The organism is Psychrobacillus antarcticus, from assembly GCF_029533155.1.
In the GTDB taxonomy this organism is placed as follows: Bacteria; Bacillota; Bacilli; order Bacillales_A; family Planococcaceae; genus Psychrobacillus; species Psychrobacillus antarcticus.
Window position 1 is genome coordinate 94,078 of sequence record NZ_JAIZDB010000004.1, and the last position, 15,545, is coordinate 109,622.

Here is a 15,545-nt window from a genome sequence, read left to right on the forward strand (position 1 = left end):
TGGAGGTACTAACACATGAATTACAATGAATTAGGAATACAAGCTATACATGAAGAAGATTATGAAAAAGCGGTAGAGCTTTTTACGAAAGCGATTGAAGAAAATCCGGAAGAGGCAATCGGTTATATTAATTTTGGAAATCTTTTATCCTCGATGAATGAAGATGAAAGAGCAGAGAAGTTTTTCCAAAAAGCGATTACTTTAGATGGTGGTGCAGCAACTGCCTTTTACAGTCTTGCAAACTTATACTATAATGCGGATCGATTTGAGGAAGCTGCGAAGTTATATGAAAAAGCGATCGCGGGCGGAATTGAAGGAGCGGACGCTTATTATATGCTTGGGAAGAGTCTGGAAAAAGAAGGTCATACCATGCTTTCACTGCCATATTTACAAAGAGCATATGAACTAGCTACAGACGATATTCAAGTGAAATTATCCTACGGTATTGCCCTTGCTAGCGTAGAGATGTTTGAACAAGCAGAACCCGTATTTAAAGAAATTGTAGAGCTAGATGCGAAAAATGCAGATGCTCACTATAATTTAGGCGTATTGTATGCAGTTTCGACATCTGACACAGAGGCTGCTCTGTCCCATTTAAAAGAAGCTTTTACTTTACAACCTAGTTATGATCAAGCACGCTATGTGTACGACATGATTTCCCTACGCAATTAATGAAACTTAGGAGGCGGTAGTATGACCATTGAAATAGATAATGAAAAACAATTTATTACGGGTCGTCCTATCGTTTCGATTTTTCATAACCCTCAAAACTTATTCTCTATTATAAAAGTGAAAATCAAATCCACTAATACTACATACATAGAAAAGGAAATAATTGTCTCTGGTTATTTCCCCCCATTAGTACTAGAAGAACCATATAAATTCATTGGATATGTTAAAAATCATCCGAAATATGGCGTACAATTCCAAGTAGAAACATTCCAAAAGGAAGTTCCAGCAACGGAGCAAGGAATTATTCATTATCTTTCGAGTGATATGTTCACTGGTATAGGTCGCAAAACGGCAGAACAAATTGTTAAAAAACTTGGAACAAATGCCATTAACAAAATATTGGATGATCCATCAGCGTTAGATGTAGTTCCACGTCTTTCTGAAGAGAAAAAACAAACACTACGTGCAGTATTAGAACAGAATCTAGGCTTGGAAAAAGTGATGATTCAACTAAATGAATGGGGATTTGGCCCGCAAATTGCTATGAAAATCTATCAAGCATATAGAGAAGAAACGCTCACCGTCCTTACGAAAAATCCTTTCCGCCTAATTGAAGAAGTAGAGGGAGTAGGTTTCGTTCGAGCTGACGAGCTTGGTTACAAGCTGGGAATTCAAGGGAACCACCCCGATCGTATTAAAGCAGCAATCTATCACCTGCTTCAAACTGCTTCGTTAGGAGAAGGCCATGTATTCTTATATGCAGAGCAATTATTAGAATCTGTTAAAAGGCTATTAGAAAATGCACAGCGGGAAGAAATTCCTTATGAAGCAATTACCAAATGTTGCATTGAACTTGCGGAAGAAAGTCGGATTGTCGGCGAAGTGAATCGTTTTTATATTCCTTCTTTATATTATTCCGAAGTTGGAATTGGCTCTAAAATTGAAACATTACTAGCTGAAAATGATTCACATCATCAATTTCCATTAGCAGAGATGAAAAAGCATCTTGGAGGAATTGAAGAACGCTTAGGGGTGCAGTATGCGCCGACTCAGATTAATGCGATTGAGACTGCATTAAATGCAAGTATGACCTTATTAACGGGAGGTCCTGGTACTGGGAAAACAACCGTTGTGCGAGGAATCGTTGAACTCTATGCAGAGCTTCATGGACTTTCACTGGATCCAAAGGAATGGTTAAAGGACAAGAAACCATTTCCTGTAGTTTTAGCCGCTCCAACTGGTAGAGCAGCTAAACGCCTAAGTGAATCGACGGAATTACCTGCTATGACTATTCATCGATTATTAGGTTTTACTGGCAAAGAGGATGCAGATGTTGAAGGCAAAGAGATAGAAGGCAAACTAATTATCATCGATGAAACATCTATGTTAGATACTTGGTTAGGACATCAATTATTAAAAGCTATCCCAAAAGATGCCCAAGTTATCTTTGTAGGGGACGAAGATCAACTTCCACCGGTAGGACCTGGACAGGTTCTAAAGGATCTACTTGCATCCAAACGAATTCCTACAGTAGAACTAAAGGATATTTATCGTCAAGCAGAGGGATCATCGATTATAGAACTTGCCCATGAAATGAAGCAAGGGAAGGTACCGGCATCCTTATTAGATAAGACAATGGATCGTTCTTTTATTAAGGCTTCAACCGAACAAATCCCTAAAGTTGTGGAACAAGTATTAAAAAGTGCTTTATCCAAAGGGCATTCCATTCGAGATATGCAGGTTCTAGCACCTATGTATAGAGGTCCTGCGGGAATTGATGCACTAAACAAAATGATTCAAGAAATGGTCAACCCGAATACAGACGGTAAGCGAAAAGAAATGATTTTTGGCGAAACTATTTATCGTATAGGAGATAAAGTACTTCAACTAGTCAATCAACCAGAGAGTCATGTGTTTAATGGCGATATGGGGGAAGTCATTAGTATCTTTAGAGCTGCAGAAACAGTCGAGAAAAAAGAAATGTTAATTGTTTCTTTCGATGGCAATGAAGTGACCTACGAAAAAAATGATTTGAATCAACTGACATTAGCTTACTGTTGTTCCGTTCATAAAGCACAGGGTAGTGAATTTCAAACGGTTATTATGCCGATAACGAGAAGTTATATGAAGATGCTAAGACGAAATTTACTATATACAGGAATTACGCGTGCTAAAAACTTTCTCATATTATGTGGCGACCCAGAAGTTTTTAAGTTTGGAGTGGAGCGAACGGATGATCTTCAGCGGTTAACGACGTTAAAAGATCGTTTAACTAATGAAGAAGAACTGGTGCAACAAGAACATAAAGAAATAGAATCAGATAGAACTCAAACGGACGTTACCTACTTATCTGCTGGAAATTATCATATAATTGACCCTCTTTTTGGGATGAATGGAGTCAGTCCGTATCAATTTATGGATACAGACAATTGACACAAGCGGATTTGTTTTTTATAATCAATTGCATATAGTAAAATGTTGATGGAGAAAGTACTAATGTTAGCTGACTAGAGATGGATTCCTTGGCTGGAAGAATTCACGGACCTAACATATAGGAAAGCTACTCCTGAGTACAGTTAAAACCTGTCGTTCGGCCGCGTTAAGGCTTCTTGAGAGACATAGTAGGAATTCTGCTATGTAACTAGGGTGGTACCGCGAAACAACAGCTTTCGTCCCTTTTTTAGGGATGAGGGCTTTTTTTATTTGTTTTGGTTTTGAGTGAAGCAATACTGTTGATTTCCGTTACATCGCACTTTCATGTTTCGAAGCTAGTGCAGCGATGCAGAAACAGGTGGAACGCTTTCCGCGTGCGAGGCCGAGCCTCCTCGTTCGCTGCGAAAATATATGCTCCTGCGGATACTCGTCGCAAAGACATTACCCAAACAAAGTTTGGTCAATGTCCTCCTTACTGGGTCTCGACTTTCTCGCTTATCCCGCTGGAGTCGCCACCTTTCACTACAATCAATAAAGTGAGTAGTGATTATTCATTTATTAGATTTATCCTTTATTACAAACACGATGAATAGGTAGCATTCTTTAAAGACTCAATATGAAGCAGGTGAGAGTTTAAGTAAGTGTTATTTTATCAATAGCTATTTTCAGGATGTGAGCCTAACAGCCGCAAGAGCGCGAAGAATGAGACCCCGTAAAGGATGTGGGAGCGACGTTAGGAGCGACTCATCCTGCGGAGGCTCATGCGTAGCGTGCGGCAGCTCACATCCGTATAGAAAATTTTATCTCGGCTCCCTTTAACACAACAATCTTTACTTACAGAAAGCCGATCCGAATATTTAATTTTCAAGGTCTACCAACAATAAATACAAATTATTAGGAGGAATTTAACATGAAACAATTAACAGGTGCTCAAATTAGACAAATGTATTTAGACTTTTTTATGGAAAAAGGTCATTCACAGGAACCATCAGCTCCACTTGTGCCTATAAACGACCCATCTTTACTTTGGATCAATAGTGGGGTAGCAACATTAAAAAAATATTTTGACGGTCGTGTAGTTCCTGAAAATCCTCGTATTACGAATGCGCAAAAATCTATTCGTACAAACGATATTGAAAACGTTGGGAAAACAGCAAGACATCATACTTTCTTTGAAATGCTTGGTAACTTTTCTATTGGCGACTACTTCAAAAAAGAAGCAATCCAATATGCTTGGGAATTTTTAACTGATTCTAAGTGGATGGCTTTTGAACCAGAAAAATTATCTATTACGATTCATCCAGAGGACGAAGAGGCATATACTATTTGGAAGGATGAAATTGGAATTCCAGAAGATAGACTTATCCGTTTAGAAGGTAACTTCTGGGATATTGGGGAAGGTCCAAGTGGTCCCAACTCGGAGATTTTCTACGACCGTGGAGAAAGCTATGGTAATGATCTAAACGATCCAGAACTATATCCGGGTGGGGAAAACGAACGTTATTTAGAAATTTGGAATTTAGTATTCTCCGAATTCAATCATAATCCAGACAATACGTACACACCTTTACCAAAGCAAAATATTGATACTGGTATGGGACTAGAGCGTATTACAAGTGTTGTACAAGATGTTCCAACAAACTTTGATACAGATTTATTTATGCCAATTATCCGTCAAACGGAAATGATATCCGGCAAGTCATATCGTACAAATGATGTGGATGATACTGCATTTAAAGTAATTGCTGACCACGTTCGGACAGTAGCATTTGCTATTGGAGATGGTGCATTACCATCAAACGAAGGTAGAGGATATGTCCTTAGAAGATTACTTCGTAGAGCGGTTCGTTTTGCAAAACAATTAGGTATTGAAAAACCTTTCCTACATGAACTTGTCCCAGTTGTTGGGGAAATCATGCGAGATTTCTACCCAGAAGTAACAGAAAAACAAGATTTCATCATGCGCGTTATGAGAACGGAAGAAGAAAGATTCCATGAAACACTCCATGATGGTTTAGCTATTTTAGAAAAAGTAATCGTAGAACAGCAAGCTAAAGGGGAGTCTTATATCCCAGGAACTACAACATTCACGTTATATGATACGTACGGTTTCCCAATTGAATTAACGGAAGAATATGCAGAAGAGGCAAATATGACCGTAGACCATGAAGGATTCAAAACAGAAATGGAAGCGCAGCGAACTCGCGCGCGTGCTGCACGTCAAAATGTAGATTCAATGCAGGTTCAATCAGAAGTATTCGGAAATCTACATGATGAAAGTGAATTTATTGGATATGATACGATGACGGTTGCTACTAAAGTTACTTCGATTGTTCGTGATCAAGTACTAGTAAAATCGGCACATGAAGGCGAAGAAGTTAAAGTAGTATTAACTAAAACGCCTTTCTATGCTGAAAGTGGTGGCCAAATTGCCGATCATGGTGTAATTGAAAATGATACTTTTAGAGGATACGTAAAAGACGTCCAGAAAGCTCCTAACGGACAAAATTTGCACACAGTTATGATTGTCTCTGGTGAAATCATTACAGATGCTGAAGTTGTGGCAACTGTCGATAATTCACTTCGTGGTCATACGATTAAAAATCACTCCGCTACACATATTTTACATCAGGCTTTGAAAGATGTATTAGGAACTCATGTAAACCAAGCCGGTTCTTATGTAGGCCCAGATCGTTTGCGATTTGACTTTTCTCATTTTGGACAAGTAACAAAAGAAGAGATTGAACAAATAGAGCGTATAGTAAATGAAAAAGTGTGGGATAATATTCAAGTGGTAACTGGCTTCCATAATATTGATGAAGCAAAACAAATGGGAGCAATGGCATTATTTGGCGAAAAATATGGTGCTATTGTACGAGTGGTAAAAATGGGAGATTTCTCATTAGAGCTATGTGGTGGTATTCACGTTCAAAACACTTCGGAAATTGGAATCTTTAAAATCCTTTCGGAAAGTGGAATAGGAGCAGGTACAAGACGTATTGAAGCTGTAACCGGTAAAGGTGCTTTTGAAATAGTTAAAGAAGAAGAACATATGTTAAACGAAGCGGCAAACTTACTAAAAGCACAACCAAAGGATTTAGTGAATAAAGTCGCTCAAACATTACAAGAACTAAAAAATGTTCAAAAAGACAATGAGTCACTTTCTGCGAAAATTGCTAATAGCCAAGCTTCATCTGTTCTATCATCTGCACAAAAAGTAAATGATATAACGGTATTATCCGTAAAAGTAGAGGCAAAGGATAATAACCAACTACGTCAAATGATGGACGATTTAAAACAAAAGCTAGAAAAAGCGGTTATTGTTTTAGGTGCAGTTGATGGGGATAAAGTAATGATTACAGCAGGAGTAACAAAAGATATAGTTGGTGGGAACTATCATGCTGGAAATATCGTCAAACTAGTAGCAGAGCAATGTGGAGGTAAAGGTGGAGGTCGTCCAGATTTTGCAATGGCAGGGGCTAAAGATGGAAGTAAGCTGGATGCTGCCTTAAGTTCTGTAGTGGAATATATTAAATCTGTTTAAACTTTTTCCAAAATAGGGTATACTATTACAATAGATACATTTGTTTACTCACTTAAATAGAAAGCGAGGTGCTGATCATGAGTTCATTTGATAAAACGATGAAATTTAATTTCCCTGAAGAATCAATGGAACAAGAAGTAAAACATGTGATGGTTCAAGTTCACTCTGCACTAGAAGAAAAAGGGTATAATTCTATCAATCAAATTGTAGGCTATTTATTGTCAGGTGATCCAGCTTATATTCCTCGCCATCAAGACGCAAGAAATATGATTCGAAAACTTGAACGAGATGAAATATTAGAAGAATTAGTGAAGTTCTATATTAAGAAAAATAATGAGGCTTAATGATGCGAATTATGGGGTTAGATGTTGGATCACGTACCGTTGGAGTAGCAATCAGTGATGCATTTGGTTGGACTGCACAAGGTATTGAAACGATAAAAATACATGAAGAAAATTTAGAATTTGGTCTAGAACGAATTGATGAACTCGTGAAAGAGCATACTGTAACCGAGTTTGTTGTTGGATATCCGAAAAATATGAATAATTCTATTGGTCCGCGGGCTGAGGCATCAGAATCATATGCCAAGCTCTTAACCGATAAATATCATTTTCCAGTTACATTATGGGATGAACGATTGACAACGATGGCTGCAGAACGTATGTTAATAGATGCGGATGTTAGCCGTAAGAAGCGTAAGCTAGTAATTGACAAGATGGCTGCTGTAATGATCTTACAAGGCTTTCTAGACAGAAAAAATAGATGAGGTGACTACAAATGGACCATGGTCAAGAAAATATTACAATTGTAGATGAGAGTGGAAACGAACAACTTTGTGAAGTATTGTTCACATTTGAATCAGATGAATTTGGAAAATCCTATGTACTTTATTATCCAATAGGAGCAGAAGAAGATGAAAATGAAGAAATTGAAATTCATGCTTCATCCTTCACTCCAAATGAAAACGGAGAAGACGGGGAATTACTTCCAGTCGAATCTGATACTGAATGGGATATGATCGAAGAAATGTTAAGTACATTCTTAGATGAGCAAGATGAAGAAGAAGAAGAAGACGAAGAAGACGAAGAATAAGATTATCTATTTAAGGTGGATGAGGGAAGCCTCGTTCACCTTTTTCTTTTTATATATTTTCTTGTATAATGAGATAGGATAAAGTGAAACTTCATTCAGAGGGTATTTTTCTCCCCGCTGAATGTTAGTTGAACCAATCGGACCTTTAGGGCAGTTTATCCGCATATTCTTTGAGGTATTACTGCCCGTTAAGGCGGGATAAAGGGGGAGAACCCGTGGGAAATGAGACAAAAAAAGATATAATGTTTAATAAAATGAAAAATAAGAAAAAAGAAGTAAAGCTTGTTAGGAAAATTGTTTTAATTATTACCTTTCTAATAATTGTAGTTGGAGGTATAGGTGGATTATTAGTCTATAACTTTGTGGAATCAGCTTTACAACCATTAGATCCTAATTCTGAAGAGACTATAACACTGGACATTCCAATTGGATCAGGATTAGATAGTATCTCCAACAAGTTAGAAGAAAGTGGAATTATTAAAAATGCGGACATCTTCAAGTATTATGCAAAGTTTAACAATGAATCTCAATTTCAGGCTGGAGAGTATAGTTTAACGAAAGCTATGACATTAGATGAAATTATTCAAAGCTTAAAAGCAGGTAAAGTTTACAGAGACCCAGTTTTCTCCTTGACTATTCCTGAAGGATTAACACTCGAGCAAATTGGACAAGTAGTTGAAAAGAAAACAAATCATTCTGCAGATGATTTCTTTACGCTTGTAACAAGTGAGGAATTTGTTGATAGAATGATGATAAAATATCCAAATGTTTTAGGAGCAGAAATTAAAGGAGAAAATGTTCGCTATGCATTAGAAGGATATCTTTTCCCAGCAACCTATCCGTTTTTTGAGGAAAATCCTTCACTCGAATCAATCGTGGATGCGATGCTTGCAAATACAGATAAAGTTGTGACTTCATATTCCGATCTATTGCAAGCAGAAGAAAAATCAGTTCACTGGCTATTGACATTTGCATCTTTGTTAGAGGAAGAAGCTACGGCCCAAACAGATCGAGCAACCATTGCAAGTGTATTTTATAACCGCATTGAAGAAGGTATGCCTCTGCAAACAGATCCAACTGTTCTATATGCAAAAGGAACGCATAAAGATCGAGTGTTGTTTGAAGACTTAGAGTTTGATAACCCCTACAATACTTATAAAAATATAGGTATGCCACCTGGACCTATAGCAAACGCTGGTAAAACGTCTATTGAAGCTACACTGGATCCGAGTGATACAGATTATTTTTACTTCTTAGCAGGTAAAGATGGCACCAATCACTTTTCTGTAACTTATGATGAACATCTTCAAAAAATTGACGAATTCTTAAAATAATTTGGCTGCAGGAGAAGGAGTGATATCGCATTCCTTCTCCTTCTATGTTATTATAAGAGTTGTTTTTTTACATAATAGGGATTACTATTTTCTTGACCTAAAGGGGTTTGTTAGATGAATATAAGTGATGATTTTTTGAAGGATCTAATTAAACCTAGATCCGCTATTTTTTTGGAAATGGAACAATATGCAAAAGATAACCATGTGCCTATTATGCAACTAATGGGTATGGAATCGTTATTGCAACTCCTCTCCTTACAAAAGCCAAAGTCTATTTTAGAACTCGGGACTGCAATTGGTTACTCTTCCATGCGTATGGCAACAAAACTAAAGAAATCATCCATCGTGACCATTGAGAGAGATGAAACAAAGGCCGCACTGGCTAAGACTTATATGGAGCGTGCGGAATTACAAAATCGAATTCAAGTAATCGTTGGGGATGCTTTAGAAATATCTGCAAAAGAGCTTGGAGATCTACAATTTGATGCTATTTTTATTGATGCAGCTAAAGGCCAGTACAAAAAATTCTTCGAAAAATATGCCCCATTTTTAAATGATGGTGGTGTTATTTATTGTGATAATTTATTGTTAAATGGATTGTCCGAATTACCGATGAGTGAAGTGCCTAGAAGAAAAAGAACAATGGTCCGAAACCAACATCAATTTATGGAGTGGCTAATGAATCATCCGGATTATGACACAGCATTCTTACCTGTTGGAGATGGAATGTTAGTAAGTATTAAGAGGTGAAAGACGTGAAAAAAACGGAATTATTAGTAACACCTGCAAGTATTAATCATTTAGAAGATTTAATAGTAGCTGGAGCAGATGCCTTTTTAGTTGGCGAACAATTTTTTGGTCTAAGACTTCCTGGGGAATTTACATTGGAAGATATTGCAACAGCAAGAATTCTCACGTCTAAACAAAACAAAAAGCTATATGTGGCGATAAATGCCCTTTTCCATAACGATAAACTAGAAGCGCTAGCACCTTATATGAAAAAACTGCAAGAAATCGACGTAGATGGAATTGTTTTTGGTGATCCAGCTGTCCTTATAGCAAGACGTGAAGCTGAAGTAACTATTCCGTTACACTGGAATACAGAACAAACAGCAACCAATTACTTTACAGCGAATTATTGGGGCAAACGTGGGTCCACTAGGGCCGTGCTAGCAAGAGAGTTAAGTCTTGATGAGGTAGTAGAAGTAAAAGAAAATGCGGAAGTTCAAATAGAAGTGCAAGTTCATGGGATGACTTGTATCTTTCAATCGAAGCGTTCACTATTAGGGAATTATTTCTTATTTCAAGAAAAAGCAATGGAAGTAGAAAATCGTTCAATAAATAGCCATATGTTTTTACATGACAAAGAACGTTCCAATAAATATCCGATTTATGAGGATAGTAATGGGACGCATATTTTCAGTCCAAACGATATGTGTATGATAGATGAACTAGATGAGTTATTAGATGCTGAAATTGATAGTTTAAAAATAGATGGGATCCTACAAGACCCTTCCTATGTAACTGCAGTTACAGGCTATTACCGTCAAGCTATCGATGCTTATTATGAATCGAAAGTGGCTTACAAAGCATGTAAAAAAGATTTATTGAACAAAATTGAAGAGATTCAACCAGCATTAAGACCATTAGATACTGGCTTTTTCTTTAAAGAGACGGTGTATTAACACATATAACAAAAAAGTTTGCATGTGTTAATCATTTAGGGAAGGATAGGTTGTATTTGCTTAACACTAAAATAGATAAAATAAGTGAGCTAATTGATGGTAAGCGTGTTATTACGAAAAAACCTGAATTATTAGCGCCTGCTGGAAGTTTAGAGAAGTTGAAAATTGCTGTCCATTATGGTGCTGATGCAGTATTTATAGGTGGTAGAGAATTTGGACTTCGATCAAATGCGGGAAATTTTTCAATAGATGAAATGCGAGAAGGGGTAGAATTTGCGACTCAGTATGGTGCAAAAGTGTACGTGACTACGAATATATTCGCCCATAATGAAAATATGGATGGACTGGAAGAATACCTCCAAGCTGTAGAATCTGCTGGTGTCACTGGTATTATTGTTGCAGATCCTTTAATAATTGAGACATGTAGAACCGTAGCACCTAAACTAGAGCTTCACTTAAGCACTCAACAATCCTTGTCCAATTGGAAAGCTGTTCAGTATTGGAAAGAAGAGGGGCTTAATCGAGTAGTACTTGCTCGTGAAACTAGTGGAGACGAAATTCAATTGATGAAAGAGAAAGTTGATATTGAAATTGAAACGTTTGTACACGGGGCAATGTGTATCGCTTACAGTGGTAGATGTACACTTTCCAATCATATGACTGCCCGAGACTCGAATAGAGGCGGATGCTGTCAATCTTGCCGGTGGGATTATGATTTGTATGAACAGACCGATGGACAAGAACAGCCGTTGTTCAAAGAGGATGATGTTCCATTTGCGATGAGTCCAAAAGATTTGAAATTATTGGAGTCAATACCTCGTTTAATCGAATTAGGAATCGATTCTCTTAAAGTGGAAGGTCGTATGAAGTCTATTCACTATATAGCTACAGTTGTGACTGTTTATCGTAAAGTAATTGACGCCTATTGTGCAGATCCAGAAAACTTTGAAATGCAACAAAGCTGGGTAAAAGAACTAGAAAAATGTGCAAATCGGGAAACAGACACAGCATTTTTTGAGGATGAACCTGGGTTTGAACAACAAATGTACGGGGTACATGATAAAAAATTAGGCTATGATTTTGTGGGACTTGTGTTAGAGTATAACGAAGAAACACAAATAGTGACACTGCAACAACGAAATTATTTTAAGCCTGGGGACAAAGTAGAGTTTTTTGGTCCAGAAATAGAAAATTTTGAGTTGGATATAAATGAAATTACAGATGAAAAAGGACAGGTATTGGATGCAGCGAGACATCCATTGCAAATTGTCCAATTTAAATGTGTGACAAAATTATATCCAAATAATATGATGAGAAAAGGGATGAAATAATGACGAAGAAAACTCCTCTTATCATTGGGATCACAGGTGGATCAGGATCAGGTAAAACAAGCGTAACGAATGCAATAAGTGAAGTATTTAAGAACCATTCAGTAGTAGTAATACAACAAGATTATTATTATAAAGATCAAAGTCATTTAAAGTTTGAGGAAAGACTTAATACAAATTATGATCATCCTTTAGCTTTTGATAATGACTTATTACTTGAACATATTCACAATTTGTTAGACAATAAGGCAATTGAAAAGCCAGTATACGATTATGCCAAACATACCCGCTCTTCAAAGACGATTAAAATAGAACCTAAAGATGTAATTATTTTAGAAGGTATACTGGTATTGGAAGATGAGCGACTTCGAAATATGATGAATATCAAATTATTTGTCGATACAGATGCAGATTTACGGATTATTCGTCGTATTTTACGTGATATTAAGGAAAGAGGGCGTACAGTAGATTCCGTAGTGGATCAATACCTTCATGTAGTTCGTCCGATGCACAATCAATTCATCGAGCCAACTAAAAGATATGCAGACATAATTATTCCAGAAGGTGGTCACAATGAAGTGGCAATCGATTTAATGGTAACAAAAATTAAGACTATTCTTGAAACGGATGTTATTGTATAATATGATGATTGTGATTGACAATAATTTCATGAAATTCATAACATTGTGATAAGATGCATATGAATACTACATGAATAAGTTTTAAGTGTGTACTAAAAGGAGTGTATGGGAGTGTCAACAGAGAAAAAGTATCCAATGACCGTTGCTGGTAAACAAAAATTACAAGATGAATTAACTCATTTAATAACGGTTAAACGTAAAGAGGTAGTAGAACGTATTAAAATTGCTAGAAGTTTTGGCGATCTATCAGAGAACTCTGAATATGATTCAGCTAAAGAAGACCAAGCATTTGTAGAGGGGAGAATTTCAACTCTAGAGTCAATGATTCGCAATTCAGTTAATATCGAAGGTGAAGGAAACAACGACACTGTTTCACTTGGTAAAACAGTAACATTTGTGGAAATCCCAGATGGTGATGAAGAAACTTACACAATCGTAGGTTCTGCAGAAGCTGACCCAATAGAAGGTCTAATTTCAAATGATTCTCCAATTGCTAAAGGTTTAATTGGCAAGTCTACAGGAGATCGAGTGAAAATCCTAACTCCTGGTGGAGAAATGGACGTTGAAATAAAAACTATTTCATAAAACAAAGAGGTAAACGAAACCGTTTACCTCTTTTTTGATAAGAAAATATATGAAATACAACCTGTATAAGGAGTTCATGGGCTAAAAAATTGAATAAGACTACTGATTTCCGCTCCGAGCGGACGCTTTCCGTGGGCACGGCTTCAGCCGCTTCCCTTGCTCCTGCGCAAGCTCGTCGCAAAAAAGATTTTCGCTAACGCTCAGTCCAGGGTCTTCAGTTCGCGCTGTTCCCACTGGAGTCGCCGCTCTGCGCTCCAATCAATGATATCCACTTTATATAATTGGATATAAAAACACCTAAATATACGTATTTTACTTTAAAACAAGTAAGGTTGAAAGGGACTCAGATCAAAGGAAATCCACTTTCTTTTACTAATAAAATAGTATACCTAACCAAGCGGACTGTTTTCCGCTGGTTTGGAGCTTAAACAGATACTTGTACTTTACTAACTAGAATCTTTTACCTAAATAATTTGGTAAGTAGTTGTGAGAATATAGCTATTTTTTAGCTTGTTGAAACAAAACCCTATCATTATCGTCTATGTATAGTATATTCTCTTATATTGAAGGAGGAAGTTGCATGCCAGAAAAGAACTCGAAATTTGACTCACGCTTAGATCAACGAAATCACAAGCGAAAAAAGAATAATATTTTAAATATATTAATAGGAGTAGTAATTTTACTTATCATCATCGTCGCAATAAATATTGTTACAGGTGATGATGAAAAAGAAGTTGCTGATCCATCTACCAAAACCTCTGAATTAGAGGAAGGAAATGCTGAAAATGAATTGGTAACAGAAGAAGAAGAAGACGTGGAATCTGAAGACGAAAAAGAAATTATCGAAGAATCCACTAAACCTACTTCCTCAAATGAAGATACAACGATAGAAACACAAGAGAATGCAAGCACCGATACAAAAGAGAATGAAGCTGGTACTGTTACTACAGAGCCATCAGACGATTCAAAAGTAAATTCGGTTGTAATCGACTCTGGATGGCAGCCAATAGGTACTAAGCAAACTGGTGAACATGTTTCTAGTTATACGAAAGGAGCTGTTGACTGGGAAGAGAAAGTGGATGCATTGGCCTATGCCGCTAACTTAGATCCCTCTAATATGTATGTTAAACGTCTCGGTAACGGTGGTAGTCCACAAAAGTCGATAGGAATTGTTACATCTAAAGATGGAAGCGAAATTTATCGTATATCCCTCGAATGGGTAGATGGTGAAGGATGGAAACCAACAAAAAAAGAAATACTGAAAACATTAGAATAGAGCCCTAAATAGTTCCAAAAAGAAAAGCTTCTTGACTTAAGAAGCTTTTTTCCTTATTTTTAAAGAAGTGCATTCTAGAGAGGGGCAATAAAGTATGAAAATAGCGGTAATTGGTGCAATGGAAGAGGAAGTAGAACTTCTGAGAAATAAAATAGAAAATCCTGAAACAAAGACTATAGCAAACAGTGAATTTACAAGTGGGACATACAATAATCATGAAGTCATTTTATTGAAAAGTGGAATCGGGAAAGTGAATGCGGCCATGACTACTTCCATATTATTAAGTGAATATAAACCTGATTATGTGATTAACACGGGTTCTGCAGGTGGCTATGATCCGAATTTAGAAGTAGGGGCTATCGTAATATCGGATGAGGTAAGATATCATGATGTGGATGTAACCGCTTTTGGCTATGAAATGGGACAAGTACCCCAGCTTCCAGCTGCATTTAAGGCAGACGAACGCTTAATGAAATTGGCAGAGGAAGCAGTATATGAAATTGGAGAACACCAAGCTGCAACAGGTTTAATAGCGACTGGTGATATCTTTATGCATAATCCTGCAAAAGTTGAACAGGTTCGTGTCCTTTTTCCGCAAATGAAAGCTTGTGAAATGGAAGCTGCTGCAGTTGCACAGGTTTGTTATCAATTTGAAGTTCCTTTTGTCGTCATCCGTGCACTTTCTGATATCGCTGGAAAAGAGTCTTCTATAAGTTTCGATGAGTTTTTACCAGTTGCTGCAAAACATTCGACACAAGTAGTTTTACAGGTAATCGAAAAATTATAAGTTTGTCATTAATATGCCATACTGAGTAGTTTGGCATATATTAATAATTCTCCCTTTATATGCTATGATAAAGTTATCAAGCGCTTTTTAATGTAATAGGAGGAGATTAAATGTTATTTCTAATGGCAACATCAATTATCATAACAGCAGTATTAGCATTTATCATGA

General features: G+C 36.9%; 14 protein-coding genes and 1 other annotated feature. All 14 genes read left to right on the plus strand.

Annotated features, from left to right (window positions below; genetic code table 11):
- The first annotated feature begins 15 nt into the window (after positions 1 to 15).
- The 14 genes from LDK52_RS03205 (at position 16) to mtnN (ending at position 15,377) form a co-directional block, all read left to right on the plus strand.
- The gene (locus tag LDK52_RS03205; protein ID WP_277584507.1) at positions 16 to 672 is read left to right on the plus strand and encodes a tetratricopeptide repeat protein; all 657 of its coding nucleotides are present in this window, start codon (positions 16 to 18) and stop codon (positions 670 to 672) included.
- 21 nt (positions 673 to 693) lie between these two features.
- Positions 694 to 3,105, plus strand: coding sequence for an SF1B family DNA helicase RecD2 (gene recD2, locus LDK52_RS03210; RefSeq protein ID WP_277584508.1), 2,412 nt, complete (start codon positions 694 to 696; stop codon positions 3,103 to 3,105).
- A 36-nt stretch (positions 3,106 to 3,141) separates the two neighbouring features.
- Positions 3,142 to 3,352: a binding site (T-box leader), on the plus strand.
- Positions 3,353 to 4,015: 663 nt separating this feature from the next.
- Positions 4,016 to 6,649, plus strand: a complete 2,634-nt coding sequence (alaS, locus tag LDK52_RS03215) for an alanine--tRNA ligase (RefSeq protein ID WP_277584509.1) — start codon at positions 4,016 to 4,018, stop codon at positions 6,647 to 6,649.
- Positions 6,650 to 6,726: 77 nt separating this feature from the next.
- Complete coding sequence (locus LDK52_RS03220; protein WP_093537053.1) at positions 6,727 to 6,993, plus strand: IreB family regulatory phosphoprotein; 267 nt, start codon at positions 6,727 to 6,729, stop codon at positions 6,991 to 6,993.
- Positions 6,994 to 6,995: 2 nt separating this feature from the next.
- On the plus strand, positions 6,996 to 7,415 hold the full coding sequence (ruvX, locus tag LDK52_RS03225) for a Holliday junction resolvase RuvX (protein WP_277584510.1): 420 nt from the start codon (positions 6,996 to 6,998) through the stop codon (positions 7,413 to 7,415).
- Positions 7,416 to 7,426: 11 nt separating this feature from the next.
- The gene (locus LDK52_RS03230; protein WP_277584511.1) at positions 7,427 to 7,741 is read left to right on the plus strand and encodes a DUF1292 domain-containing protein; all 315 of its coding nucleotides are present in this window, start codon (positions 7,427 to 7,429) and stop codon (positions 7,739 to 7,741) included.
- Between the two features lie 215 nt (positions 7,742 to 7,956).
- The gene (gene mltG, locus LDK52_RS03235) at positions 7,957 to 9,075 is read left to right on the plus strand and encodes an endolytic transglycosylase MltG (RefSeq protein ID WP_277584512.1); all 1,119 of its coding nucleotides are present in this window, start codon (positions 7,957 to 7,959) and stop codon (positions 9,073 to 9,075) included.
- Positions 9,076 to 9,189: 114 nt separating this feature from the next.
- Positions 9,190 to 9,825, plus strand: a complete 636-nt coding sequence (locus LDK52_RS03240) for an O-methyltransferase (RefSeq protein ID WP_277584513.1) — start codon at positions 9,190 to 9,192, stop codon at positions 9,823 to 9,825.
- 5 nt (positions 9,826 to 9,830) lie between these two features.
- Positions 9,831 to 10,760: a peptidase U32 family protein gene (locus LDK52_RS03245; RefSeq protein ID WP_277584514.1), complete on the plus strand. Its 930-nt coding sequence runs from the start codon at positions 9,831 to 9,833 to the stop codon at positions 10,758 to 10,760.
- A 56-nt stretch (positions 10,761 to 10,816) separates the two neighbouring features.
- Entirely contained in the window at positions 10,817 to 12,091 is a 1,275-nt protein-coding gene (locus LDK52_RS03250; protein ID WP_277584515.1) for a peptidase U32 family protein, read from the plus strand.
- Positions 12,091 to 12,729 carry a uridine kinase gene (gene udk, locus LDK52_RS03255; protein WP_277584516.1) on the plus strand — a complete coding sequence of 213 codons (639 nt, stop codon included), beginning with the start codon at positions 12,091 to 12,093 and terminating at the stop codon, positions 12,727 to 12,729. Before LDK52_RS03250 ends, udk begins: the two co-directional genes overlap by 1 nt.
- Positions 12,730 to 12,840: 111 nt before the next feature.
- Positions 12,841 to 13,314, plus strand: coding sequence for a transcription elongation factor GreA (greA, locus tag LDK52_RS03260; RefSeq protein WP_277584517.1), 474 nt, complete (start codon positions 12,841 to 12,843; stop codon positions 13,312 to 13,314).
- Positions 13,315 to 13,894: 580 nt separating this feature from the next.
- Positions 13,895 to 14,590: a YrrS family protein gene (locus LDK52_RS03265; RefSeq protein ID WP_277584518.1), complete on the plus strand. Its 696-nt coding sequence runs from the start codon at positions 13,895 to 13,897 to the stop codon at positions 14,588 to 14,590.
- 94 nt (positions 14,591 to 14,684) lie between these two features.
- Entirely contained in the window at positions 14,685 to 15,377 is a 693-nt protein-coding gene (mtnN, locus tag LDK52_RS03270) for a 5'-methylthioadenosine/S-adenosylhomocysteine nucleosidase (RefSeq protein WP_277584519.1), read from the plus strand.
- Positions 15,378 to 15,545 lie beyond the last annotated feature (168 nt).